Genomic DNA, 25247 nt, shown 5'->3' with positions numbered 1-25247 from the left:
GAGGAGACCGACGCATGCTCGATGCCATTCAGGACTTTTTCCACCGTGCCCTGGCGGTGCCCGACGACCACGGTCAGCGTGAACTGACGCTGGAACTGGCCACCGCCGCGCTGTTCTGCGAGATCGTGCGCGCCGATAATCACTTCGATGACCGTGAGCGTCGGGCGCTGCGCGAGATGCTCATGGCGCGCTTCTCGCTGTCCGCTACGGCGGTCGACGAATTGGTGCAACTCGCCGAGGATGCGACGGACCAGGCGGTGGATCACTTCCAGTTCGTGCGGCTGGTCAACGAGCACTACGGCTACGACGACAAGGTCGCCCTGGTCGAGCTGATGTGGCGCCTGGCCTACGCCGATGACGAACTGGACGCCCAGGAGGAGCATCGCATCCGCAAGCTGGCGGATCTGCTGTTCGTGCGCCACAGCGATTTCATTCGCACCAAGCTGCGGGTCCAGGAGGCGCGGGGCCCGTCGCGCCATTGAGCGTCAATGGCCGGGCCGGTGCCGCGGCGTCTCGTACCAGTGCAGGCCGGCGCGCGCGCTGGCTTCCAGTTCGGCGATCACCTGGGCGCCGAGCAGCAGGATGATCGCGCCGATCTCGAGGCTCAGCAGCACCACGATCAGGGTCGCCAGCGAGCCGTAGACGGCGTTGACGTAGGAAATATTGGCGAAGTAATAGCCCAGCACCAGACGCACGCTCTCCCACAGCAGGGCGGCGACGAAGCCGCCGATCAGCGCCCGGCTGGGGGCGATGCGCACCACGGGCATGATCTTGTAGATGGCGCTGAACAGGCCGACCAGCCCGATGAAGCTGAGCAGGTTCAGGGTCACCGTGGCAACGATCGCCGACGGAAGCTCGACGTCGTACAGCGCCAGCAGCAGCTGGTTGAAGGCATCGCCCATCGCCAGCAGCACGGTCAGCGCCAGCAGCCCGGCACCGAGTACCAGCATGAAAGCGTAGGGCAGCAGGGCGGAGACCCAGAAGCGACGCTTCTTCGGGTCGTCGGGCTGATGGAAGATCAGCGCGATCGAGTCCTCGAGCATGCGAAAGGCGAAGGAGCTGAAGAACAGCAGCACCAGCGTGCCGACCACTCCCACCACGTCGCGTGAATCGACCAGGGTGCGTACCGAGTCGAGGATCACGTCGGCGTGGGCCGGGGCGAGATGCTGGGCCTGGATGGCGATGATCTCGAGCAGGCGCTGCTCGCTGACCACGTGGGTCAACAACACGCAGAGCATGGCGAACAGCGGTACCGTCGAGAGCAGCACGTTGTAGCCGACCCCGCCGGCCAGCAGGATGCCGCGATTCTTGAAGAAGGCGCCCAGGACTCGCAGCGAAAAGCGCCAGAGCCGGGCCGTCAGGACCAGACGTTGCATCGCATTTCCTTTGCAGGCGGTTTCCGCCACCGGAAGAATGGGCCGGATGCCGTGGCGGCGTGTCCCGGTTCTTGCCTCAGTATCCGACACGCCGGGCGTTACCTCCAAGCCCGGTGCCGGGGTGGCTCCGTGAAATCGTGGGCCGAGTCGTCCGGCGAGCGGTCGTCGAGCGGCCGGGTGAGGCGTTGTCCGGACGCGATGGAAAGGGAGACGCGCAGGATGAATGGACTCGAGGCGTTGTTGACGCGACTGTTGGCCAGCGCCGAAGGCGAGGGGGATGTCACCCTGGAGCGGATGCTGGCGGCGCTGGGCGAGCGGGCATTCGGCCCGGTCATGCTCTTCGCCGGGCTGGTCACGGTGATGCCGCTGCTGGGTGACATCCCCGGCGTGCCGACCCTGATGGCACTGCTGGTCGCCCTGACCGCCGGGCAACTGCTGTTGCAGCGGCGGCGCTTCTGGCTGCCGCGCTGGTTGCTGCGCCGCTCGATGGCGAGCCGCCATGTACGCAGCGGTGTACGGCGTCTGCTGCCGCTGGCGCGCCTCATCGACCGCGGGTTGCGGCCGAGATGGTGCGTGCTGACCGGCGAGGTCGGCAGTCATCTGATCGCCGTCGCCTGCCTGGCGATCGCCGCGGCCATGCCGGTGATGGAGTTCATCCCCTTTTCGGCGACCGGCGCCGGTATCGCCCTGGTCGCCTTCGGGCTGGCGCTGGTGGCCCGCGACGGGGTTCTCGCCCTGCTGGCCCTGGCCTGCACCGGGGTGACGGCGGGGCTCGTCGGCCACTGGCTGTGGTGAGCGCGGGGCGTCTTGCGTAGAGTACGGGCTTTGCCCGTTGGCCGGATACGCCCATGACCCTCGACGATTTCCTGCATCGCCTGCGCAACGCCCCCGACACGCTCGCCTTCGCCGACACCCTGGCGGTGATCGATCGCCATTACCGCTTCACGCCGGTGGGGTTTCGCAACGGCGAGGTGACCAATGCCCCCGGCGAGAACGCCGGTTCCTGCCGGGTGCTGGCCTTCGCCCGCCGGCATGAGCTGGACGTCGAACAGACGCTGCACTGCTTCGGCGAGGTGTATCGTGATGAGGTACTGGGCGATCCGCAGGGCCACGGCCATCGCAATATCCGCGAATTCCGCCGTCGGGGCTGGGCCGGCGTGGCGTTCGACGCCGAGCCCCTGGCGCCCCGCGATGGCGCCGAGTGAGGTCGACGTCTCGCCCCGGCGGGAAACGCATCGCTATCCAGAAGGTTCTTCCATGTTGCAGATATCTAGGCAGGTCAGTCTGCCCGACGACGAGATCGAGATGCAGGCGGTCCGCGCCCAGGGGGCCGGTGGCCAGAATGTCAACAAGGTGGCCTCGGCGGTGCACCTGCGTTTCGACATCGCGGCTTCCTCGTTGCCGGCGGTCTACAAGGAGCGCCTGCTGGCGTTGCGTGACCAGCGCATCACCCGTGACGGGGTGGTGGTGATCAAGGCCCAGCGATATCGCACCCAGGAGCAGAATCGCGCGGATGCCCTCGAGCGGCTGCACAGCCTGATCCGCGGTGTGGCGGTACCGGCCAAGAAGCGCATTCCCACGCGGCCCACCAAGGCCTCGAAGCGGCGCCGCCTGGATGCCAAGAGCCGCAAGGGTCAGCGCAAGGCGCTACGTGGCAAGGTGGACCACTGAGCGCCGTTTCGGGCTCTGCCGCGACAGCTCGACTAGAGATTTCGTCTTGCCCCGAGGGACGGAGATGGTCATGGTGTAGGACGGTACGCCTCGAACCAGAAGGAGACATCCATGGCAGAGCCGTCTTCGACCCCGGCCGATCCGCAGCCGGGCCAGCCGTTCAAGGACAATCGGGTCCGCGCCGTCGTCGTGGTCGCCGTGGTGGCGGTCATCGCGGCAATCTATATCGCCTCCAGCGCCAGTTCCCAGGAGGACCGGTGGGAGAAGCAGCGGGCGTCGCTGGAATCGCAGATCGACGACCTGCAGAACCAGAAGCAGGCCCTCGAACAGCGTAACGCCAGCTTCGAGAAGGCCTACGCCAGCGTCGAGCAGGCGCAGGACGCCCAGAAGTCGCTGCAGCAGCAGAACACCCAGGCGCAGCAGCAGCTCGAGCAGGTGCAGTCGCAGCTCAACGACGCCAAGCAGCGTCTCAGCGAGCAGCAGAGCCAGATCCAGACGCGCGATCAGCAACTGCAGTCGCTGCAGGGCCAGGTCGAGCAGACCCAGTCGAAGCTCGACGATCTCAATGAGCAGGTCGACAGCGGCCAGCAGAAACTCGCCCAGGCCCAGAAGGACCTCCAGGAGGCTCAGGACAAGACCGCCGAGGTCGAGGGGCGTCACGCCGAACTGCAGAAGAAGGTGCAGTCCCAGGAAGATCGCCTGAGTGCGCTCGAGAAACAGGTCAAGGCGCGGGAATCCGAACTGGCCGATCTGCAGGGCCAGACCGCCGAGGCCAAGGAGAGCCTCGAGCAGGTTCGTCAGTCTCTCGAGGAAACCCGCCAGCAGCAGCAGTCGCTGGCTTCCCAGGTCGACGAGACCCGCCAGCGTCTCGATCAACTGAATGCGCAGATCCAGACCCGGGTCCAGCGTCTCCAGGCCCTGCAGGAACACCTGGGCAACGTTCAGCAGGAGCTCTCCAGCATCGTCGGCATGCAGCAGACCCTGAAGCAGTTGTCGCAGCGCATCGACAGCGTGCAACAGGAAACCGGCAGCGACCAGTCCGAGGCGGCGGGCGAGGAGCCGGACGCCGCGCAGGGCCAGAACCAGGGCGGCCAGGCTCAGAGCGGCCAGTCCAGCGACCCGAAGACGACTCGAGATCAATCGCCGTCGAGCGAATCGCGGGATCAGACCCAGGGCCAATCGAATGGGAGCGAAAGCACCCAGGGCCAACAGGGGCAGGACGCGTCGGGCTCTTCTGAGCAAGACGACTCTGAGCAAGGCGGCGAGCAGTCTCAGAACGAGAGCGCGCCGGATGACGCGAGCACGTCGCAGCAAGAGGGTTCGCCCGCCGCTTCCGCGCAATCCACCTGACATCGCCTCGCGCCGTTGGCGGCGCACGATGCATCGACACCGGCCGGGCTTGCCCCGGCCGGTGTCTTCTTGTGGGGCCTTTTTCGTCCCGGGTGTGCGGTGGTCTTGGCGAGTCAGGCCCGCCAGCGTCTAGGCTGGGGAAGACGGTCGCCAGCCACGACGAGGAGATCAGCCATGGAGCATACGGGATATCGCCACCGGCTCGAACCGCTGACCGGGAGCGAATGCGTGTTCCCCGAGGCCGAACTGCAGCGCCGGCGAGACGCGGTGCGACAGGCGATGCAGGCCGCCGAGGTGGAGGCCCTGCTGCTCACCGCACCGGCCGACATCTTCTACCTGACCGGTTACAGCACCTTCGAGGTCTCCGTGCACACGGCGCTGGTGGTGACCCTGGATCACCTGATGCTCCAGGTGCCGTCGATCGAGGTGGGGCCGGCGGTCACCTGTACCCGGGTCGACGACATTCGCAGCTATCGCTGGGAGAATCTCGCCGAGGTCATCGAGCCGCTCGCCGAAGTCCTGGCCATGGCGACCGTGCGTATCGGCATCGACCCCTGGCACGGGTCCTTGCGCCAGGGCGTGCTGGCGGCGCTGCGCGAACGACTGCCCGGTCGTGAGTTCGTCGATGCCGCCGATCTGCTGCACGGCGTGAAGCTCGTCAAGTCGCCGCTCGAGCTCGACTATCTCGGCGAGAGCGCGCGGATCACCGGCACGGGCATCGCCGCGGCGGCCGAGGCCGTGCGTGCCGGGGCCACGGACAGCGAGATCGCCGCGACGGGCGCTCGGGCCATGCACGAGGCCGGCAGCGAATTCATGAGCATGCAGCCGATCGTCGTCGCCGGCGCGCGCAGCAGCGTGGGGCATCTCAACCATCGGCGGCGCCCGGTCGGTATCGACGAATCGGTGTTCATGGAGTTCGGCTCGGCCTGGAACCGCTACACGGCGCCGATGATGCGCACCGTGGTGGCGGGCCGGCCGAGCGCGCGGATGATCGAGGTCTTCGATACCTGTCGGCGGATCTACGATGCCCTGCTCGGCGCCATGCGTCCCGGCCGGTCCTTCGAGAGCGCCGCCCGGGCCGCCGAGCAGGCCTTCGCACCGCTGAGCGACGATGCCTATATCTCGGGCGTCTACGGCTATGCCGTGGGGGCGCAGTTCCCGCCGTCCTGGGTCGAGGGCTCGGGGTTCATCGCCCGCGGTCAGACCCGCTGCTTTGCACCGGACATGGTCTTCCACCTGCCGATCTGCCTGCGCCTGCCGGGGCAGTGGGGTATCGGCTGCAGCGACACGGTGCGCGTCACCGAAACCGGCGGCGTGGCGCTGACGGCCAACCCCTGGTCGCTCGGCGTCGACGCTTGACCCGAAAAGTCGACTATCCTGCTTGGTTATGCCCGGCGACGGCGGGTTATACTGGCGTCGGCGAGGCGTGAGCATGTTCGGCGCCGATACGTTGCAATCAAGGAGTCAGTCGTGATCGAGGGAGTCAAGCATATCGTCGCCGTGGCCTCCGGCAAGGGCGGGGTCGGCAAGTCCACGGTGACCGCCAACCTGGCGCTGGCGATGGCCGCCGAAGGCTATCGGGTCGGCCTGCTGGACGCCGATATCTACGGGCCCAGCCAGGCGCAGATGCTGGGTATCGCGGAAGGGACGCGTCCCGAAGTGGTGGGCGAGAAGAGCTTCAAGCCGATCCAGGCCCACGGTCTCCAGGCGATGTCGATGGCGCTGATGGTCGACATCAGCGAACCCATGGTGTGGCGCGGGCCGATGGTTTCCGGTGCTTTCCAGCAGCTGCTCAATCAGACGGTGTGGGACGATGTCGACTACCTGTTCATCGACATGCCGCCGGGCACCGGCGACATCCAGTTGACGCTCGCCCAGAAGGTGCCGGTCTCGGGGGCGGTGATCGTCACCACGCCGCAGGATATCGCGCTGCTCGACGCGCGCAAGGGCATCGAGATGTTCCGCAAGGTCAACGTGCCGGTACTCGGCGTGGTCGAGAACATGAGCCTGCACATCTGCTCCCACTGCGGCCATAGCGAGCCGATCTTCGGCAGCGGCGGCGGTGAGCGCATCGCCGAGCAGTACGACACCCGCCTGCTGGGCCAGCTGCCGCTGCAGTTGTCGATCCGCGAGCAGGCGGACGGCGGCCGGCCCAGCGTGGTCGCCGAGCCGGACGGCGAGGTCGCCGCGACCTTCCGCGCGGTGGCCAGGGAGGTGGCCGCCGGGGTCGAGGGCCAGAGCGACGAAGGGCCGAGCATCTCCTTCAGCGAGTGATCGCGGGGCGAGAGGCGCGTCGCGCGCTTTCACCGAGCCGACGGGGTCGTTATGATAACGGCCCCGTTTTTCGACCGCGGGCCCCTGACCGTGGCAGTGCAAGGACTTCCCCGATGAGCATCAAATCCGACAAGTGGATTCGCCGCATGGCCGAGCAGGAAGGCATGATCGAGCCGTTCGAGTTCGATCAGGTCCGTCACGTCAATGGCCAGCGGGTGATCTCCTACGGGACCTCCAGCTACGGCTACGACGTGCGCTGCGCCGACGAGTTCAAGGTCTTCACCAACATCCATTCGGCGGTGGTCGACCCCAAGGGCTTCGACGAGAAGAGCTTCGTCGACATCAAGGGCGATGCCTGCGTGATCCCGCCCAATTCCTTCGCCCTGGCGCGCACCGTCGAGTACTTTCGCATCCCGCGCAGCGTGCTGACCATCTGCCTGGGCAAGTCGACCTACGCGCGCTGCGGCATCATCGTCAACGTCACGCCGCTCGAGCCCGAGTGGGAAGGGCACGTGACACTCGAGTTCTCCAACACCACCAACCTGCCGGCGCGCATCTACGCCAACGAGGGCGTGGCGCAGATGCTGTTTCTCGAATCCGACGAGGAGTGCGCGATCTCCTACAAGGATCGCGGCGGCAAGTACATGGGCCAGCGCGGCGTGACCCTGCCGCGGGCCTGACCCGGCTTCGCCGGGAGCCGTAAGTCACAAGCCTGGATCTGTAAAAAAAGTGCCCCCTATCGGCCTTGCGGCGATGGGAGGCACTTTTGATTATCTGGCTTACCGCTTACCGCTTACCGCTTACCGCTTACCGCTTACCGCTTACCGCTTACCGCTTACCGCTTACTCCTCGATATCCTCGTCCAGTTCCTCGGCGGCGTCCTCGTGGGAAAGACGCATGCCCTGGGGGGGCAGCGGCACGCCGTCGAGCGTCGGCCCCTCGGCGCCGAGCTGAAGGCGGCCTTCGAGGAACCAGCGCACGGCGATCGGGTAGATCAGGTGCTCGCGGGCGTGAATGCGCTCGACCACCGTCTCTTCGCTATCGCCGGGGCGGATCTTGAGTGCCGCCTGCATCACCACCGGGCCGCCGTCGAGCTCCTCGGTGACGAAGTGCACGCTGACGCCGTGCTCCTCGACGCCGTCGGCCAGTGCTCGGGCGTGAGTGTTCAGTCCCTGGTAGGCGGGCAGCAGCGAGGGGTGGATGTTGAGCAGCCGGCCGTTGAAGCGGTGCACGAACATCGGAGTGAGGATGCGCATGAAGCCGGCGAGCACCACCAGGTCGGGCTCGTGGCGTTCGATCACCTTGATCAGGGCGCCGTCGAAGGCGTCGCGGCTGTCGTACTCGCGGTGCGGCAGCGCCACGGCCTCGATGCCGGCGTCATGGGCGCGCTTGAGGCCGTAGGCATCGGCCTTGTTCGAGATCACCGCGACGATCTCGCCGCCCAGCTCGCCGTAGGCCTGGGCGTCGATCAGCGCCTGCAGGTTGCTGCCGTTGCCGGAGATCAGCACCACCACGCGCCGCGCGTCGGCCGGCTCGGCGGTGAAGTCGTTGAGGGTGTCGGTGGTCTCGTCGGTCATGCCTCGAGGTTCTCCAGTCGCACCTGTTCCTCGTCGCCCTCGCGGGAGACGATCTCGCCGAGGGTGACGACCCGCTCGCCGGCGGCCTCGAGATGCGCGCGTGCCGCCTCGGCCTGGGCCGCGGGCACCACCACCACCATGCCGATGCCGCAGTTGAGCACGCGATACATCTCGCGAGCGGCCACATTGCCCTTTTCCTGCAGCCAGTCGAACACCGCGGGACGCTGCCAGGCGCCGACGTCGACGCGCGCGGCGAGCGAGTCGGGCAGCACCCGCGGCAGGTTCTCGGTCAGCCCGCCGCCGGTGATGTGCGACAGGGCGTGGACCGCGACGCCGCTGTCGCGGATCAACGAAAGCAGCGGCTTGACGTAGATGCGCGTCGGCGCGAGCAGGGCGTCGCCCAGCGGCCGGCCGTCGAGGTCGGCGTCGAGGTCCGCGCCGCTGACCTCGAGGATCTTGCGGATCAGTGAATAGCCGTTGGAGTGCGGGCCGGAGGAGGTCAGGCCGAGCAGCACGTCGCCTTCGCCGACCCGACTGCCGTCGAGGATCTCGGACTTCTCGACCACGCCGACGCAGAAGCCGGCCAGGTCGTAGTCGCTGCCCTCGTACATGCCGGGCATCTCGGCGGTCTCGCCGCCGACCAGCGCGCAGCCGGCCTGCAGGCAGCCCTCGCCGATGCCGGCGACGACGTCGGCGGCGATGTCGACATCCAGCTTGCCCGTGGCATAGTAGTCGAGGAACTGCAGCGGCTCGGCGCCGGCCACCACCAGGTCGTTGACGCACATCGCCACCAGGTCGATGCCGATGGTGTCGTGGTGATTCAGGTCCATGGCCAGGCGCAGCTTGGTGCCCACGCCGTCGGTGCCGGTGACCAGCACCGGCTGGCGATAGCCGGCGGGCAGTTCGCACAGGGCGCCGAAACCGCCCAGACCGCCCAGCACTTCGGGGCGATGCGTGCGCTTGGCCACGCCCTTGATGCGTTCGACCAGGGCGTTGCCGGCGTCGATGTCCACGCCGGCGTCCTTGTAGCTCAGAGAAGGGGGCTGTGAAGAGTCGGCGTCGCTGGGGTTCATGGCGCGTCCTGTGATGACCTGTCGTGGAAGCCTTTCGGCGAGGGCCCGATAGCCTGGAGCCTAGAGGTGAAAGCGCGCGCATTGTAGCATCGCGCTTGGCGCGGTGCATCGACGTGCGGCGCTCTCCCATTTCCTGCAAGGGCGATTCGATGACACGTCTGCAAGTCTGGACACTACTGGGCCTGGCCGCCGTGATCTGGCTGCTGGTGCTGCTCGAGCCGATCCTGATGCCGTTCTTCGTCGGCTTGATCCTCGCCTACCTGGGCGATCCCCTGACCGACTGGCTGGAGGCACGCGGGCTGTCGCGACGGCTGGCGGTGAGCGTGGTGTTTCTGGTGCTGTCGCTGGTGCTGATCGCCGGCGTGCTGGTGCTGGTACCGCTGCTGGGGCGCCAGCTGACGCAACTGATCGAGGCGCTGCCGGCGGTCTTCAACTGGGTTCAGGTCAGCGTCCTGCCCTGGGTGCGCGACGTCTCGGGGGTCGACTTGAGCACTGATTTCGAGTCGCTGCGCCAGACGCTGATGGCCAACTGGAAGGAAACCGGCACCTTCGCCGCCGGGGTGCTGGCCAAGGTCTCGCGCTCGGGGCTGGCGCTGGCGATCTGGATCGGCAACCTGGCACTGATCCCGGTGGTCACCTTCTACCTGCTGCTCGACTGGGACCGTATCAAGGCGCAGGTGCGCGATCTGCTGCCGCGGCGCTTCGAGCCCACCGTGACGCGGCTGGCGGGGGACTGCGACGAGGTCCTGTCGGCGTTCTTGCGCGGCCAGCTGCTGGTGATGCTGAGCCTCGGCGTGGTCTATGCGGTGGGGCTGACCCTGGCGGGCATCCAGTTCGGCGTGCTGATCGGCCTGATCGCCGGGCTGGCGAGCATCATCCCCTACCTGGGGGTGATCGTCGGGCTGGCGATCGCCGCGCTGGTGGCCTTCTTCCAGTATGGCGATCTCGTGCATCTGCTCGCCGTGGCCGCGGTCTTTGCGGTGGGGCAGATGCTCGAGGGCATGCTGCTGCAGCCGCTGCTGCTGGGCGACAAGATCGGCCTGCATCCGGTGGCGGTGATCTTCGCCGTGCTGGCCGGCGGGCAGCTGTTCGGTTTCACCGGCATTCTGCTGGCGCTGCCGGTGGCGGCGATGATCATGGTAGTATTGCGCGACCTTCACGAGCGCTACAAGAACAGCCGCCTATACGATGCCGGGGAGCGCCTCCCGGACGACGGGGACCAGTCATGAGCACGGGGCCGGCGCAGTTGCCACTCGGCGTGGGGCTGCGCGACGATGCGACCTTCGCCAACTTCCTGCCGGGCGACAACGCCGCCCTGATGGGCCGCTTGCGCGCCCAGCTCGATGACGACGGCGAGTCCTTCCTGTTCCTCTGGGGCGGCGAGGGCTCGGGGCGCAGCCATCTGCTCCAGGCGGCCTGTCACGAGGCCAGCGCCCGCGACAAGCGCGCGCTCTACCTGCCGTTGGACGATCTCGGCCATTTCCCCCCGCACATGCTCGAGGACATCGAGCGGCTCGATCTGGTGGCGATCGACGATCTGGATGCGGTGATCGGGCGTCGGCGCTGGGAGGAGGGGCTGTTTCATGGCTTCAACCGCCTGCGCGATGCCGGCAAGCGACTGGTGATCGCCGCGTCCGCGGCGCCCCGGCAACTGCCGGTTCAACTTCCCGACCTGGCGTCGCGGCTGACCTGGGGGGTGACCTTCCACCTGCACCGCCTCGACGATGCCCAGCGCTTCGATGCCCTCCAGCTGCGCGCCCGGGGCCGTGGCATGCAACTGCCCGACGAGGTGGCGCGCTACATCCTGCATCGCGGCCCCAGGCAGCTCAACGAGCTGTTCGCCACCCTCGAGCGGCTCGACCGCGCCTCGCTCACCGCGCAGCGCAAGCTGACCATCCCCTTCGTCAAGCAGGCGCTCGGCTGGTAGCCGGTCCTCCCGGGGCGACATCCCGTTTTCGACGTTGACACCCAGGTATGGGTGGCGATCCGTCGCGTCGGATTGCTAATCGTTATGTTATAACATATCTTATGCAGCGTGACGTCAATCACGGCGCATGCAATCAGACAGAAGAGGTACGGCAATGCAGCAAGGGTTCAAGAAAGCGCTGGGCCTGTCGGCCATCGGTGTGCTGCTGATGGGTATCGGCCAGGCGGTATCGGCCTCGCAAGACGAGGCAGGGCATTCGGCGAACCACGATCATGGGCACGATCACGGCCATGCGCACGAACACAACCATGGGCACGACCAGGATGACGCGATCCGCGCGGGCTATTTCAAGGACGCCCAGGTCGAGGATCGGTCGTTGGCCGACTGGCAGGGCGACTGGCAATCCGTCTATCCCTATCTGAAGGACGGCACGCTCGACCCGGTCTTCGCCCACAAGGCCGCCCATGATGCCGCGAAAACCGCCGAAGCGATCAAGGAATACTATGCAACGGGATATCGCACCTCGGTTCAGCGCATCGAGATCGACGGCGACCGGGTGACCTTTCACGAGGGCGACGACGTTCGCTCGGGAACCTATGCCTACGACGGCTACGAGATTCTCACCTACGAGGCCGGGAACCGCGGCGTGCGCTACGTCTTCGAACGCCAGGACGGCGCTGCGGCGGCGCCGCGCTTCATCCAGTTCAGCGATCATCACATCGCCCCCACCGACGCCGGCCACTACCACCTGTACTGGGGCGATGATCGCGACGCCCTGCTCGACGAGGTGACCAACTGGCCCACCTATTACCCCTCGGCCATGAGCGGTGACGAGATCGCCCACGAGATGCTGGCGCACTGAGCGTGACGCGCCGCCTGGCAGGGGCGTCCAGCGGGCGCCATCAAGGGAGCCGGCGCGGCGTCATTCGCCGTTGACGGTGATGACCAGACGTCGGCTGCCGCCGTGGTTGCGGTGTTCGCAGAGATAGATGCCCTGCCAGGTGCCCAGATTGAGACGCCCGCGGGTCACGGGGATCTGCACGCTGGGTCCGAGGAGGCTGCTCTTCAAGTGAGCGGGCATGTCGTCGCTGCCCTCGAAGACGTGCTGGTAGTACGGCGCGTCCTCGGGAACCGCGTGATTGAAGAAGCTCTCGAAGTCGGCCCGGACCGTCGGGTCGGCGTTCTCGTTGATGGTCAGCGAGGCCGAGGTGTGCTTGATGAACACGCTGACGAGGCCGGTCTGGATATCGCCCAGCCCGGCGAGGGCGTCCTCTATCTCGTCGGTGATCAGGTGAAAGCCGCGTGGCCGGGCCTTGAGAGCGATTTCCTGCTGCATCCACATGCTCGACTCCCGTTGGGATGAGTGTCGTCTTTCTCGGGGTGACCGGGCGCGTTTTCAAGCCGCTCGGAGCTGGCGATCGCCGCTGCCTGGCATCGCGTCATGTGGCGAGTCGCGAACGCCCGTGCACCGGCGGGCGACCGAGATCGACATGCCGGCTCAAGGCAAGGGAGAGCGTGTCGCCGGCTTCCAGCCGGACGCGCCTGACGATCGCCTGTCGACGATGGTTGGCCCCCGGCAGGCTGACGCTGCCGGCCACGAAGTAATCGCCGGCGGGCAGGTCGCCGACCGTGAAGTAGCCGTCGTCGTCGGTTTCGGCATAACGGGTGTGTTGGCGGGCGCGCGGGTCGGGCGGCTCGATCGTCAGGCCGGCCTCGATGGCCCGGACCTCTTCTTCGGCGTAGCGCGTCGCCGGGGCGATGGCCACCGTCTCGCCGACGCTGGGCACGCACTTGCCACACGGGTGATGCAGGAACAGCCGGCCGCGCAGGACGCCATCGCCCCTCGTCGCCAGACGGGCGTATTCATCGGCGGGGAAGGGCTCCTTGCGGCGCAGTGTCGGGGTCTCGCCCTCCAGGGTGGTATCCACGTGCGCATCATCGGGGTCGCCTTCGGCGCGCAGGGTCTGGTGACTCGAGAGTACCAGGCCCAGCGTGACCGCCATCAACCATCTGAACATTGTTGTCTCCCTGGTCGTCGGGTTGCCGCGCGCGGTTTGCGATGCACCCTTAGAGGGCAATTGTCCGGCGAGGTTCGCTGCGAGCCTCCTTCAGGCGACGATTCGGGATCATGCGACGGCGTGGACCGGGTTCGGGGTTTGCTCCTATGCTTAGGCTCCGAACGGATTTTCCTTTTTTCATCAACGACTCGAGGTTGCCATGAGCGAGACCCGCATCGAGCGCGACAGCATGGGCGAGCTGGAAGTCCCGGCCAATGCCCTCTACGGTGCCCAGACCCAGCGTGCCGTGAACAATTTCCCGGTCAGCGGCCAGCCGATGCCGGCGGCCTTCATCCGGGCCGTGGCGCGGATCAAGCGCGCCGCCGCCGAGGTCAACCGCGACCTCGAGCTACTCGATGCCGAGCGCGCCGAGGCAATCGTCGTCGCGGCCCAGCAACTGATCGATGGCGAGCATGGCGATCAGTTCCCCATCGATATCTTCCAGACCGGCTCGGGCACCTCGTCGAACATGAACGTCAACGAGGTGATCTCGCACCTGGCCTCGCGGGACGGCCTCGAGGTCGGCCCCAACGACCACGTCAACATGGGCCAGTCGAGCAACGACGTGGTACCCACGGCGTTGCATCTCGCTGCGGCGCTGATGGTCAAGGAGCACCTGCTGCCGGCGATGGAGTATCTCAAGGCGACCATCGAGCGCAAGGCCGACGAGCTCGACGACGTGGTCAAGACCGGGCGTACCCATCTGATGGATGCCATGCCGGTGCGCATGAGTCAGGAACTGGGCGGCTGGGCGAACCAGGTCGGGCAGGCGATCGAGCGCCTGCACGACGTTCAGCAGCGGCTCGGCCGGCTGGCCCAGGGCGGCACCGCCGTGGGCACCGGGGTCAACGCTCATCCCGAGTTCGCCCGGCGCATGGCCGACGCGCTGGGCGCCCAGACCGGCCTGGATCTGCGTCCCAGCGACAGTTTCTTCGCCAGCCTCGGCTCGCAGGACACCGCGGTCGAGCTTTCCGGCCACCTCAAGAGCTACGCTTGCGCGGTGATGAAGATCAGCAACGATCTGCGCTGGATGAATTCCGGCCCGCTGGCCGGGCTCGGCGAGATCGAACTCGAGGCCCTGCAGCCGGGCAGCTCGATCATGCCCGGCAAGGTCAATCCGGTGATTCCCGAGTCGGCGGCGCAGGCGGCGGCGCAGGTGATCGGCCTGGACAGTGCGATCACCGTGGCGGGGCAGAGCGGCAACTTCCAGCTCAACGTGATGCTGCCGCTGATCGCCAGCAACCTGCTGACTTCGCTGACGCTGATGACCAATGTCAGCCGCTTGCTCGCCGACAAGGCCATCGCCACCTTCAACGTGCGCCGCGAGAGCGTCGCGGAGCCGCTGTCGCGCAACCCGATCCTGGTCACCGCGCTCAATTCGGTGATCGGTTACAACGCCGCGGCCCAGGTCGCCAAGAAGGCCTATCAGGCGGGGCGGCCGATCATCGATGTCGCCGAGGAGGAGACCGACCTGTCACGGGATGAGCTCCAGCGGCTGCTCGACCCGGCGAAGCTCACCGAGGGCGGGATCCCCGAATGATGTGAGCGCGCCGTCACGCCACGCGATCAAAGAGCCGGCGCTTGCGCCGGCTCTCTCGTGTCTGGCAACTGATAGCGCCGTCGGGCGTCAGCAGGCCTCGCCGTCGCCCTCGCGACGCGCTTTCTGGATGGTCTCGGCGGCCTGTTCGCGCTCCTCGCGGTCGGCCTCCGGGGTGTCGTTCTCGTCGGCGCGGCCCGGGCGGTAGCAGAGGGTGGCGAGGATCGGAAAGTGATCCGAACCGAAGGCTTCGAGGCGTCGCATCCCACGCAGGGTGAAGTGTTCGCTGACGAAGATGTGGTCGAGCGGCCAGCGCAGAAAGGGGTAATCGGCGTGGAAGGTGCTGTGCATGCCGCGCCCCCGGCGCGGGTCGAGCATCCCGCTGATATGGCAGAAACGCCGGGTGGTACCCGACCAGGCGACGTCGTTGAGATCGCCGAACAGCAGGGTGGGCTGCTCGTGCTGGTGGATGCCCTTGCCCACCAGCAGCAGTTCGGCATCCCGCCACAGCGACTCGTCGCTCTCGCTGGGTGCCGGCGGGCGCGGATGCACGGCATGGATGCGAATCTTCGCGCCGCAGGCCATCCGTAGCCAGGCATGGATCGACGGGATGTCGCTCTGTATCAGCCATTTGACCTCGACGTCCTCGAGCGGCTCGCGCGAGAACAGGTGCATGCCGTAGAGGTTGTCCAGCGGCACCTTGACGCTGTAGGGCCAGTCGCTGTCCAGCGAGTCGCCGAGCTGCTCGCCCCACCAGGCGTCGGATTCCAGCGTCAGTATCAGGTCGGGGCGTTCGGCCTGGATCTGGCGCAGCAGGCCTGCGGCGTTGCGATTGGGGGTGAGCACGTTGGCGACCAGCAGCGTGAGGTCGCGCCAATCACCGTCGTCGCTGGCATCGGTGACCTGCTTGCGCCACAGCGGCGTCCAGGGAAGGATATGCCTGACCTGGATGGCGATCACCAGCAGACAGGCGGCGATCGTGCCGATACGCCAACTTCCCGTGCTCAGCCAGAGCGCGAGCAGGCCGACCACGAGCCCCGCCACGGCCAGCTGCAGGCGTGGGAAATCGAAGCCCCGCACCCACCAGTGTCGCAGGTGCAGGAAGGGTATGAGCGTGGCGATCAGCAGTAGCGCGGCGACGATCGCCAGGCCGGCGTCGATCATGGTGGGCTCCCGGGCGGGCGTGACAGGGTTGGACGCTCACCAATAACACGAACGCCGGCGCGCTGTAACCGTCAGGCGACGCACGAAGCCTGCGGCTGCCGCTCGCTTCACTATTGGATGAAGGTCGAGGGGCGAGTCATGAAGTTCAAAGGGAACGGTTATTGAAGAGCAGACTCACGCTCCTCGGCGACACGTTCTTTGGCCCGGTCACGGGCGGCATTGAGTTCGTTAAGGAACTGCTGCCCCTGTTCACCGTAAGTGTCGATGTACCACTTGCGAATTGGCTCGGCGTAGCTGCGGAACTGCTCCATCTCTTCGTCGTTGGGCACGTACAGTTTGCCACCCGACTTCTTCCATGCCGCATAGGCTTCGAGCTCCTTGCGTGGCTGCATGCCGAACTGGACGACGCTCATAAGCGCAGACCCATCCACTACGATGCGCTGCTGTTCTGGGGTCAACGACTTGAATTTCTGATTGCCCATCAGCCACATCGAGGCCATATAGGCATGGCCGTCGAGGGTGATGTACTTGAGAACTTCCTGAAAGTTCATGTTTATGATGTCCGAAATGGAGTTCTTGGTGCCATCGACAACACCGGTCTGTAGTGCCGTGTATACATCAAGCCAAGGGATTGGCGTTGGTGAGCCACCCATATCCCGAACAAGACGTTGTTGGATTTCGGACTCTATGGTGCGGATGCGAAGCCCCTTGATATCTGCTGGTGAATGTATTTCATGATCGACGTTGGCAAAGTTCCGCCAGCCGCCGGTCTGAGTCATGGTCATCAGACGAATACCTTGGCCCGTTGCATCGAGAATTTCGCCACGTAGATAGTCAGTGAACTCCGGGTCCGACAACATGCCCATGGCTGTGCGGTCGTCGGGGAAAGTGTAGGGGATGTCCATGCCTTGGATCGGTGGATAAATACCGGCGACACCGCCTGCGGTTGCGGTGAATAGGTCGACGATACCGGCTTGCATGGCTTCGAAGCATTCATTCGCCGAGCCGCACAGTTGGGGGCCAACGAAGATGTTGACATTGACTTCGCCGCCGGTATGACTTTCCACGTAGTTCTCGAAGACCTGGGCGGCGTCGTACTCTTCATCCTGCTCATTGGCCAGCAAGACCACGTTGAGGTCCACGGCGTGAGCCATGGAGGCGGTACTCAGGGTAGAGCCCAACAGAACGGCGCTGGCGATTTTCTTCATCTTGTTGCTTGGTATTTTCATTATTGTGTCCTCTCATGCGGTTGGGGGGGATGCTTATGTGACGTAACCGAGAGATCGGGGGATGGCGAGCACCAGGTCCGGCACATAAACCAGGGTGAAAAGAATGCCGACTTCAACTAGAAAAAGAGGCATCATCTCCCAGGCAATCCTTTCAATTTTTTCGTTACTTATGCTGCCGACAACGAACAGTACCAGGCCCATTGGAGGTGTGATAAGGCCCATGATTAGTGTCACGCTCATGACGACTGCGAAATGAATGGGGTCAACGCCGACCCCGGTCATGACCGGGGCCAGGATAGGACCTAGGATCAAGATGGCGGGGCCAGCATCCATGATGGTACCGACGCCTAGCAGGAAGAGAACGACCAAGAAGAACAGCAGAGCGGGGTCGTCGGTGATACCTAGGATGAAACCGCTCACCAGTTGAGGTGTGCCCTTGAGGCTGACAAGTGAGGCGAAGGCGACTGCTGCACCGACCAATAGTAACACCACGGCCGAGCTGAGTGCTGCCTTGCCGAAAAGTTTCGGTAGATCACTTAACTTGAGGTCGCGTGTAACGAACAGGCCGAGAATCAAGGCATAGAAGGCTGCTATTGCGGCACCTTCCGTGGGAGTGAAGATACCGCCTACAATACCGCCAATGAGAATCACCGGCGTCAGAAGTGGCATAAAGGCGGCGATGAAAGCTTGCCATTTCTCGCTCCAGCTAGCCTTGGGCAACGGCTCGGGGAATTCCTTGAAGCGGGTCATCACGGAGATGGTGATCATCAGGCCCACTCCAATCAGGATCCCGGGCAAGATGCCGCCGGCGAACATGCCCGCGACCGACACATTCATGATGAAGGCATAGAGAATAAAGATGCCGCTTGGCGGAATTATGCTAGCAATCACCGCCGAGGCCGCTGTTACTGCCGCCGAGAAGCGGTTGGTGTAGCCCGACGACTTCATGGCCGGGATCATTACCGAGCCCAGTGCCGAGGCATCCGCCACCGCCGATCCTGAGCCGCCCGCCAGCATCAGCGAAGAGGTCACCGACACCTGGCCGAGGCCGGCGCGACGATGCCCGATCAGAGTCTCGGCGAAGCGCACGATGCGCGAGGTGACCCCGCCCGCCGTCATCAGTTCGCCGGCCAGGATGAAGAAGGGAAGCGCCATCAACGGGAAGCTATCGATGCCTGCGAACAGCCGTTGAAACAGCAGGTCGAGAAACACGACCCTGCCCTCCAGTACCAGACTGATGCCCGGGGCGATCAGCATTAGAAAGACGATCGGCATGCCGGCGATCAGCAGTCCTGCAAAGATCCAGAGATAGGCGAATGTCATGGTTCAGGCCTCCGCCTTCTGGTGATCGATATCCTGATCGCGTGATGCGAGCTTGGCTGCTATCTGGGGTGAGGTCAGGGAGAGCATCGCGCGCAGTAGCCGCTCAAGCGAGCACAGCGAGGTTAGGGTGAAACTGACTGGTAGTACGTAGTAGACCTGGGCCATGGGGATCCCGAGTGCCAGGCTATGGGTGGTGGCGCCGCGCTCGATACGGTCAAAACTGAGTTGAATGCACCAGATCAGAGTGACGAGGATGGCGGCCTCGAGCAGCAACTGCAGCAAGTACCATGGCCGCGAGCCCCGGAACCACTCGGTGCACAGGTCGAGGCTCACGTTGAGGCCTTTCTTGTGCGCTGTAGGAAAGAACAGGAAGGCCATCCATACCATCAGATAGCGCGATAGCTCCTCGGTCCAACCAAAGCTATGGCCGAAGGCATAGCGATAGACGACGTGAACGATCATCACGACCAGCATCGCGGCCAGCAGTAGCGTGGCTGTGCTACCGGCCCAGCGCGTCGTCTGTCGGTTGATGCGGTCAAGGAAGGTTACGAGGGTTGGCATGCATTGTCTCCGGGACTCGCCGTGGTCTAAGGGGCCAAGCCTAGCGGCGCTTGCGTTTTTGTTGTCAGGGAGCGGCGTCGCGGCATCTATTTCGTAGCGCTACGAAAATGCTAGATTTGTCGGTTGGGAAGTGTCAACCCGACCAAGGGACGATAAGTCGTCAAAAGCATTGTACTAAAGTCTTAATTTAGGGCGGTTCGTAGGTTTTAATTCCATTTGGATGTGAGCTTCGAGACTGACGTGTTGACAGTGATTGGTCGTTGGAACAATATTTTCGTAGCGCTACGATTTTGATTGTCATGTCTATCATGGCGGGTAACCGAGAGGCCAGGTAATGCACAGGGACCGACGCACCATTGACCAATTGCGCAGTCAGCGCTGGTACAGCGGCCAGGACATGCGGGGTTTCGCCCACCGGCAACGCACTCAGCAGATGGGGCTGCGTCGAGAGGAGTTCATGGACAAGCCGGTGGTCGGCATCCTCAACACTTGGAGCGATCTGAGTCCTTGTCATGCGCATCTGCGAGATCGCGCTGACGCCGTCAAGCGAGCGGTGTGGGCCGCTGGCGGTTTTCCGGTGGAATTGCCTGCAATGTCATTGGGCGAAGTGATGGTCAAGCCTACGACCATGCTGTATCGCAACTTCCTGGCGATGGAAGCCGAGGAGCTGTTGAGATCTCATCCGATCGATGGAGTGGTGCTGCTGGGCGGTTGCGACAAGACCACCCCGGGGTTGCTGATGGGTGCCATCAGCATGGATATTCCGACGATCTTCTGCCCGGCGGGGCCGATGCTCAACGGCAAGTGGAAGGGCAAGACCCTGGGCGCTGGTACCCATACACGCAAGTACTGGGATGAATTGCGCAGCGGTAATATCACGCAGGCGGAGTGGGTGGATCTAGAATCGCGCATGACCCGCTCCAACGGCACCTGTAACACCATGGGTACGGCCTCCACCATGACCTCCATCGTCGATGCCATGGGCCTGACCCTGCCCGGTGCCTCCAGCATCCCGGCGGCGGATTCCGGCCACACCCGCATGGCCTCCGAATGCGGCTCACGCATCGTCGAGATGATCTGGGAAAATCTCAGGCCCTCGGACTTCCTGACTCGCGAGAGCTTCCTCAATGGCGCCCGCTGCTACATGGCCATGGGTGGCTCTACCAACGCCGCCGTGCACCTGATCGCCCTCGCTCGTCGCGCCAATGTCGAACTCTCCCTCGATGATCTGGATGTCGTGGCTCGGGAGATCCCCGTACTCGCCAATATCTTTCCCTCGGGCGAGTACCTGATGGAAGATTTTTTCTATGCCGGTGGCCTGCCGGCGCTGCTCAAGCGTCTCGCGGGCCATCTTTCCCTCGAAGCTGGGGGCGTTTCCGGCAAGACGCTTGGTGAGTGGGTTGCGCCCGCGGAATGCTATGACGCGGACGTCATTCGCCCTTTCAATGAACCAGTCACGCCGGGCGCGGCGCTGGCCGTGCTACGCGGCAATCTGGCCCCCAACGGGGCGGTCATCAAGGCCAGCGCCGCCAATCCTGAGCTGGCCCGCCATCGCGGCCGCGCCGTGGTCTTCGACAACCACGCCGATCTGGTGGCGCGTATCGATGACCCGGCCCTGGAGATTACCGCCGACTCGGTGCTGGTATTGCGCAATGCCGGGCCCAAGGGAGCGCCCGGCATGCCCGAATGGGGCGCTCTGCCGATTCCCAAGAAACTCCTGGCCCAGGGCGTACGCGACATGTTGCGGATCTCTGATGCGCGCATGAGCGGCACCCATTACGGCACCTGCGTGCTTCACGTGTCGCCCGAGTCCTCGGTGGGCGGCCCGCTGGCATTAGTGCGCGATGGCGACGAGATCGAGCTGGACATCGAGGCCCGCCGGCTCGAACTCTGCGTCGCTCCTGGGGAGCTCGAGGCACGACGCGATGCCTGGCGGGCCCCGAGCCCGCGAATCGATCGCGGCTATACCGCGATCTTCCAGGAGCATGTGACCCAGGCCGATCAGGGATGCGATTTCGACATCCTTCAGGGCGGTCAACGACAAGACGAACCCGAAATCTTCTGAGGTGACGACATGACGCTTCCCGTGAATCATTTCAAACAGTGGCTGGACGCACCCAAGGTGCCGGTAGGAACCTGGCTGATGACCGCGAGCCCCAACGTGGCCGAGGCCATCGGGTTCGCCGGTTTCGATTATGTGGTGCTCGACATGGAGCACGTGCCAGTGGATGTGCCTCAGGCCATCGCCATTATGCAGGCCGTGGCCGGCACTCCGGCGGAACTGGTGGTGCGTCTGCCCTGGAATGACCCGGTGATGGTCAAGCGAGTCCTGGATAGCGGTGCTCAGACGCTGATGTTCCCCTATATCCAGAATAGTGAGGAGGCACGTCAGGCGGTAGCCTCTACCCGCTATCCTGGTCGCGGCTTTCGCGGCGTGGCGGCGGTGCATCGGGCCAGTCGTTATGGAACCGTCAAGCGTTACCTCCAAGAGGCCGACCGCGAGATCGGCGTCATCCTCCAGCTCGAAACGCCGGAAGCCGTGGCGGCTTTGCCGGAGATCGCCGAGGTGGAGGGGGTCGATGCACTGTTCATCGGCCCGGGCGACCTATCCGCCGCCATGGGGCACATCGGAGACATCCGTCATCCGGAAGTGCAGGGCGTGATCGGCGAGGTTGTTAAGGCCTGTCGGGGGCGCAACTTGCCCTGCGGCATCGTCGGGGCGGACCCCGAGCTGGTGAGCGAGTATATCGCCAAGGGATTCGCCTTCGTGGCCATCGGCTCCGACATGAGCCTGATGATGTCCCGGGCCCAAGAGTATCTCGCCGCTCTGCACGGTGAGACCGCCCCCGCCGAGAATAACGGCGTCTATTGAGCATGACCGAGCTTCTCACGCTGTCTTCGCCGACCTGGCAACTGGCCCTGACTCCCCCCCTCGGCGGGGGCGTGTCTCGGTTAGCCTTGGCCGGTCGGGATGTCCTGCGCCCCCTTGGGCCCGGCCTAGCGGGGGCGGAGGCGGAGGCGGTACGCCAGAGTGGCGGCTACATGCTGGCGCCGTATTCCAATCGTATTGCCGATGCCGTCTTTCCTTGGGAGGGTGAGACGGTGCGGCTGACACCCAATTTCGGCGATCATCCCCATAGTCTGCACGGGCTAGCCTGGCAGCGCGCTTGGGCGGTGGAATCCCGGGGAGCGTCTGAAGCTAGCTTGGTGTTCGACCATCCTGGCGATTCTGACTGGCCCTGGCGCTGCCGGCTGCGTCAGAGCTGGCGCATAGAAGGCCACTGCGTCCGCCTGATGCTCGAGGTCGAGAACCACGACGATCGGGATATGCCGGCGGGGCTAGGTTGGCACCCCTATTTTCTGCGCGACGGCCTAGAAATGGCGTTTTGCTGCGAGGGGGTATGGCTGAACGATTCCCGCCAGCTCCCCGAGCGGCATGTGCCCGTCCCCGCCGACTGGGACTTCAGCGTGCGGCGGCCGGTGGGGTCGCCAGGCCTGGATCACTGCTTCACCGGCTGGGCGCGGGAGGCGCGCCTGGCCTGGCCGGCTCGCGGCTTCGCCGTGACCCTGACGGCCTCGGAGGCGCTATCCCACCTGGTAGTCTTCACTCCCGAGGGCCGCGATGTCGTCGGCATCGAGCCGGTCAGCCACGCCAACGACGCCCTCAACATGGCCGATCCCGCCGCCGCCGGCATGCGTCGCCTGGCGCCCGGCGAACGGCTGGTCGGCCACATTCACCTGACAGCCGAGATCGTATCATGACCGCTTCCCCGTTCCGCTCCGTGCTGTCGGCCCGAGCCGCCCTCGGCGAGTGCCCGGTCTGGGCCGGCGACGAAGGAGTGCTCTACTGGGTGGACATCGAGGCGCCGAGCCTCAACCGCTTCGACCCCGCCAGCGGCGAGAACGCCGTCTACCCCATGCCCGAGCACATCGGCTGCATCGGCCGTCGCGAGCAGGGCGGCTTCATCGCCGGGCTGCGCTCGGGCCTGTGGCTGCTCGACGACGAGGCGCGCCCGCTGGAATGCCTGGCCCGGCCGGTGGCCGACACCGCCATCAGTCGCTTCAACGACGGCCGCGTCGATCCCTGGGGGCGTTTCTGGGCGGGCACGATCCACGAGCCCAGGGACGAACCCCTGGCCAGCCTCTTCCGGGTCGATGCCGACCTGAGCTGCCGGCGCCTCGCCGGCGAGGTTCTGGTGTCCAACGGCGTGGCCTTCAGCCCCGACCGCCGCTGGGCCTACCACTCCGACACGCCCAAACACGTGATCTACCGCTATCCACTGGATCCGGACAGCGGAGAGATCCTCGGCCCGCGCGAGGTCTTCCACCGCTTCCCGTTCGGCAACGGCCGCCCGGATGGCGCCGCCGTCGACAGCGAGGGCCATTACTGGTCGGCACTGTTCGAGGGCGGTCGCGTGGTCCGCCTGTCTCCCGCGGGCGAGATCGTCGCCGAGTATCCGGTCCCCGCCCGCTGCCCGACCATGTGCGCCTTCGGCGGCGAGGATCTCAAGACCCTCTATGTGACCAGCGCCCGCCATGGCCGTCCGGCCGAGGAACTCGCGGCCTATCCCCGGTCCGGGGATCTCTTCGCCATGCGCGTCGAGATCGCCGGGCGTCCCGAACCGCTGTTCGCCGGCTGAGGCCGGCCCGCTTTCATGACTCAACAGGAGCCCAACATGCTCAATCTCCAGGACAAGGACCTGCTGCGCCAGGCGTGCCTGATCGACGGCGACTGGGTGGGAGCCGACGAAGGCGCCACCGATGACGTCACCAACCCCGCCGACGGCGGCGTGATCGGTCGCGTGCCGCGCATGGGCGAGGCCGAGACCCTGCGCGCCATCGAGGCGGCCGAGCGCGCCATGGTCGAGTGGCGGGGAAAGACCGCCAAGGAGCGTGGCGTGCTGCTGCGCCGCTGGCACGATCTGATGCTCGAGCATCGTGAGGACCTGGCCGCGCTGATGACCGCCGAGCAGGGCAAGCCGTTGGCCGAGGCCCGAGGGGAGATCGGCTTCGCGGCGAGCTTCCTGGAATGGTTCGCCGAGGAGGGACGTCGTACCTACGGCGAAGTGATCCCCAGCCCCATGGGCGATCGTCGCATGCTGGTAGTCAAGCAGCCGATCGGGGTGTGTGCCGCCATCACCCCATGGAACTTCCCGGCCGCGATGATCGCCCGCAAGGCGGGCCCGGCGCTGGCCGCCGGCTGCAGCATCGTCATCAAGCCGGCGGGGCAGACGCCCTACTCGGCGCTGGCCATGGGCGAGCTGGCCCAGCGCGCCGGCATCCCGGCTGGTGTGGTCAACGTGGTCACCGGCGACGCCAGGGGGATCGGGGGCGCCATGACCGCGAGCCCCAAGGTCCGGAAGTTGACCTTCACCGGTTCCACCGGCGTCGGAAAACTGTTGCTGCGGCAGTGCGCGGACACCGTCAAGAAGGTATCCATGGAGCTTGGTGGCAACGCGCCCTTTATCGTTTTCGATGACGCCGATCTGGATCAGGCGGTCGAGGGCGCGATGCAGGCCAAATTCCGCAATGCCGGTCAGACCTGCGTTTGCGCCAACCGCCTCTTCGTCCAGGACGGTCTCTATGATGCCTTTGTTGAGCGCTTGTCCACCAAGGTCGCCGAACTCAAGGTCGGTCCGGGCCACGAGGCGGGGGTCACCGTTGGTCCGTTGATCGACACGGCGGCTGCAGACAAGGTCGAACAGCAGCTGCGTGATGCCTTGGCCAAGGGCGCAAAGTTGCATTATGGCGGCGAACGGCTGGCCGGCAACTTCCTCTCGCCGGCGGTGATTGCTGACGCCACCCCGGACATGGAGTGCTTTTCAGAAGAAACCTTCGGTCCTCTGGCGCCGGTGTTCCGTTTCCGCGATGAGGGCGAGGTATTGCGCTTGGCCAACGACACCGAGTACGGCCTGGCCGCCTACTGCTACACCCGTGATCTGGGCCGAGCCTGGCGTATGTCAGAGGAACTGGACTACGGCATGGTGGGTATCAATAACGGTCACGTCTCCACCTGCGAGGCCCCCTTCGGCGGCGTCAAGGAATCGGGCCTGGGGCGCGAGGGCGCCCGCCAGGGCATCGAGGACTACCTCGAGACCAAGTACGTCAACATGGCCATCTAGGAGGCG

At 65.4% G+C, this 25247-nt stretch carries 26 protein-coding genes; 17 read left to right on the top strand and 9 right to left on the bottom strand.

Annotated features, from left to right (window positions below; all coding sequences use genetic code 11):
• The first annotated feature begins 14 nt into the window (after positions 1–14).
• Positions 15–482, top strand: a complete 468-nt coding sequence (locus D0901_RS01910) for a tellurite resistance TerB family protein (RefSeq protein WP_129138593.1) — start codon at positions 15–17, stop codon at positions 480–482.
• A 3-nt stretch (positions 483–485) separates the two neighbouring features.
• Here the strand turns inward: D0901_RS01910 and D0901_RS01905 are convergent, their stop codons facing one another.
• Positions 486–1376, bottom strand: a complete 891-nt coding sequence (locus D0901_RS01905) for a YihY/virulence factor BrkB family protein (RefSeq protein WP_129138592.1) — start codon at positions 1374–1376, stop codon at positions 486–488.
• A gap of 219 nt (positions 1377–1595) precedes the next feature.
• Here D0901_RS01905 and D0901_RS01900 point away from each other — a divergent pair, with 219 nt between their 5' ends.
• From D0901_RS01900 to dcd, 7 genes are all read left to right on the top strand, one after another.
• The gene (locus D0901_RS01900; protein ID WP_224417336.1) at positions 1596–2171 is read left to right on the top strand and encodes an exopolysaccharide biosynthesis protein; all 576 of its coding nucleotides are present in this window, start codon (positions 1596–1598) and stop codon (positions 2169–2171) included.
• A 53-nt stretch (positions 2172–2224) separates the two neighbouring features.
• Positions 2225–2581, top strand: a complete 357-nt coding sequence (locus D0901_RS01895; RefSeq protein ID WP_129138590.1) for a HopJ type III effector protein — start codon at positions 2225–2227, stop codon at positions 2579–2581.
• Positions 2582–2633: 52 nt separating this feature from the next.
• Positions 2634–3047, top strand: a complete 414-nt coding sequence (gene arfB, locus D0901_RS01890) for an alternative ribosome rescue aminoacyl-tRNA hydrolase ArfB (protein WP_129138589.1) — start codon at positions 2634–2636, stop codon at positions 3045–3047.
• Positions 3048–3158: 111 nt separating this feature from the next.
• Positions 3159–4397, top strand: a complete 1239-nt coding sequence (locus tag D0901_RS01885; protein WP_129138588.1) for a coiled-coil domain-containing protein — start codon at positions 3159–3161, stop codon at positions 4395–4397.
• A 174-nt stretch (positions 4398–4571) separates the two neighbouring features.
• Positions 4572–5756 (top strand): M24 family metallopeptidase, encoded by a 1185-nt coding sequence (locus D0901_RS01880; protein WP_129138587.1) that lies wholly within the window; start codon positions 4572–4574, stop codon positions 5754–5756.
• A gap of 96 nt (positions 5757–5852) precedes the next feature.
• The gene (apbC, locus tag D0901_RS01875; protein WP_267899202.1) at positions 5853–6671 is read left to right on the top strand and encodes an iron-sulfur cluster carrier protein ApbC; all 819 of its coding nucleotides are present in this window, start codon (positions 5853–5855) and stop codon (positions 6669–6671) included.
• A 113-nt stretch (positions 6672–6784) separates the two neighbouring features.
• Positions 6785–7351 carry a dCTP deaminase gene (gene dcd / locus D0901_RS01870; protein WP_129138585.1) on the top strand — a complete coding sequence of 189 codons (567 nt, stop codon included), beginning with the start codon at positions 6785–6787 and terminating at the stop codon, positions 7349–7351.
• 162 nt (positions 7352–7513) lie between these two features.
• Here dcd and purN read toward each other — a convergent pair whose 3' ends face one another.
• A complete protein-coding gene (gene purN, locus D0901_RS01865) occupies positions 7514–8248 on the bottom strand; it encodes a phosphoribosylglycinamide formyltransferase (RefSeq protein WP_129138584.1) in 735 nt (244 codons plus the stop codon).
• Positions 8245–9321 (bottom strand): phosphoribosylformylglycinamidine cyclo-ligase, encoded by a 1077-nt coding sequence (gene purM / locus D0901_RS01860; protein WP_129138583.1) that lies wholly within the window; start codon positions 9319–9321, stop codon positions 8245–8247. The genes purN and purM overlap by 4 nt, the downstream gene beginning before the upstream one ends.
• Positions 9322–9470: 149 nt before the next feature.
• On the opposite strand from purM, the gene D0901_RS01855 reads away from it, so the two are divergent.
• The 3 genes from D0901_RS01855 (at position 9471) to D0901_RS01845 (ending at position 12110) form a co-directional block, all read left to right on the top strand.
• Entirely contained in the window at positions 9471–10550 is a 1080-nt protein-coding gene (locus D0901_RS01855) for an AI-2E family transporter (RefSeq protein ID WP_129138582.1), read from the top strand.
• A complete protein-coding gene (hda, locus tag D0901_RS01850; RefSeq protein WP_129138581.1) occupies positions 10547–11248 on the top strand; it encodes a DnaA regulatory inactivator Hda in 702 nt (233 codons plus the stop codon). The genes D0901_RS01855 and hda overlap by 4 nt, the downstream gene beginning before the upstream one ends.
• Positions 11249–11402: 154 nt before the next feature.
• The gene (locus tag D0901_RS01845) at positions 11403–12110 is read left to right on the top strand and encodes a ZinT family metal-binding protein (protein ID WP_129138580.1); all 708 of its coding nucleotides are present in this window, start codon (positions 11403–11405) and stop codon (positions 12108–12110) included.
• Between the two features lie 60 nt (positions 12111–12170).
• Here D0901_RS01845 and D0901_RS01840 read toward each other — a convergent pair whose 3' ends face one another.
• Both D0901_RS01840 and D0901_RS01835 read right to left on the bottom strand, forming a co-directional pair.
• Positions 12171–12590 carry a secondary thiamine-phosphate synthase enzyme YjbQ gene (locus D0901_RS01840; protein ID WP_129138579.1) on the bottom strand — a complete coding sequence of 140 codons (420 nt, stop codon included), beginning with the start codon at positions 12588–12590 and terminating at the stop codon, positions 12171–12173.
• A 97-nt stretch (positions 12591–12687) separates the two neighbouring features.
• Positions 12688–13266, bottom strand: coding sequence for a carboxypeptidase-like regulatory domain-containing protein (locus D0901_RS01835; protein ID WP_129138578.1), 579 nt, complete (start codon positions 13264–13266; stop codon positions 12688–12690).
• A 199-nt stretch (positions 13267–13465) separates the two neighbouring features.
• On the opposite strand from D0901_RS01835, the gene D0901_RS01830 reads away from it, so the two are divergent.
• Positions 13466–14845, top strand: coding sequence for a class II fumarate hydratase (locus tag D0901_RS01830; RefSeq protein ID WP_129138577.1), 1380 nt, complete (start codon positions 13466–13468; stop codon positions 14843–14845).
• 87 nt (positions 14846–14932) lie between these two features.
• On the opposite strand, the gene D0901_RS01825 is transcribed toward D0901_RS01830, so the two are convergent.
• The 4 genes from D0901_RS01825 to D0901_RS01810 all read right to left on the bottom strand — a co-directional run bounded on the left by D0901_RS01825 (position 14933) and on the right by D0901_RS01810 (position 19119).
• Positions 14933–16006 (bottom strand): endonuclease/exonuclease/phosphatase family protein, encoded by a 1074-nt coding sequence (locus D0901_RS01825; RefSeq protein WP_129138576.1) that lies wholly within the window; start codon positions 16004–16006, stop codon positions 14933–14935.
• A gap of 158 nt (positions 16007–16164) precedes the next feature.
• Complete coding sequence (locus tag D0901_RS01820) at positions 16165–17235, bottom strand: TRAP transporter substrate-binding protein (RefSeq protein ID WP_129138575.1); 1071 nt, start codon at positions 17233–17235, stop codon at positions 16165–16167.
• 33 nt (positions 17236–17268) lie between these two features.
• Positions 17269–18558: a TRAP transporter large permease gene (locus tag D0901_RS01815; RefSeq protein WP_129138574.1), complete on the bottom strand. Its 1290-nt coding sequence runs from the start codon at positions 18556–18558 to the stop codon at positions 17269–17271.
• A 3-nt stretch (positions 18559–18561) separates the two neighbouring features.
• Positions 18562–19119, bottom strand: coding sequence for a TRAP transporter small permease (locus tag D0901_RS01810; protein ID WP_129138573.1), 558 nt, complete (start codon positions 19117–19119; stop codon positions 18562–18564).
• A 334-nt stretch (positions 19120–19453) separates the two neighbouring features.
• On the opposite strand from D0901_RS01810, the gene araD reads away from it, so the two are divergent.
• From araD to D0901_RS01785, 5 genes are read left to right on the top strand one after another with little or no spacing between them, the layout of a single operon-like run.
• The gene (gene araD / locus D0901_RS01805; protein ID WP_129138572.1) at positions 19454–21184 is read left to right on the top strand and encodes an L-arabinonate dehydratase; all 1731 of its coding nucleotides are present in this window, start codon (positions 19454–19456) and stop codon (positions 21182–21184) included.
• A 9-nt stretch (positions 21185–21193) separates the two neighbouring features.
• A complete protein-coding gene (locus tag D0901_RS01800) occupies positions 21194–21991 on the top strand; it encodes an HpcH/HpaI aldolase family protein (protein WP_129138571.1) in 798 nt (265 codons plus the stop codon).
• Positions 21992–21993: 2 nt separating this feature from the next.
• On the top strand, positions 21994–22881 hold the full coding sequence (locus D0901_RS01795; protein ID WP_129138570.1) for an aldose 1-epimerase: 888 nt from the start codon (positions 21994–21996) through the stop codon (positions 22879–22881).
• Positions 22878–23759, top strand: a complete 882-nt coding sequence (locus D0901_RS01790) for an SMP-30/gluconolactonase/LRE family protein (protein WP_129138569.1) — start codon at positions 22878–22880, stop codon at positions 23757–23759. The genes D0901_RS01795 and D0901_RS01790 overlap by 4 nt, the downstream gene beginning before the upstream one ends.
• A gap of 36 nt (positions 23760–23795) precedes the next feature.
• Positions 23796–25241 (top strand): NAD-dependent succinate-semialdehyde dehydrogenase, encoded by a 1446-nt coding sequence (locus tag D0901_RS01785; RefSeq protein WP_129138568.1) that lies wholly within the window; start codon positions 23796–23798, stop codon positions 25239–25241.
• The last annotated feature ends 6 nt before the right edge of the window (positions 25242–25247 follow it).

The organism is Modicisalibacter coralii (assembly GCF_004117855.1).
Lineage (GTDB): Bacteria > Pseudomonadota > Gammaproteobacteria > Pseudomonadales > Halomonadaceae > Modicisalibacter > Modicisalibacter coralii.
The sequence above is the reverse complement of the archived record's forward strand: the minus strand, read 5'-3'. Positions and strand labels throughout refer to the sequence as shown.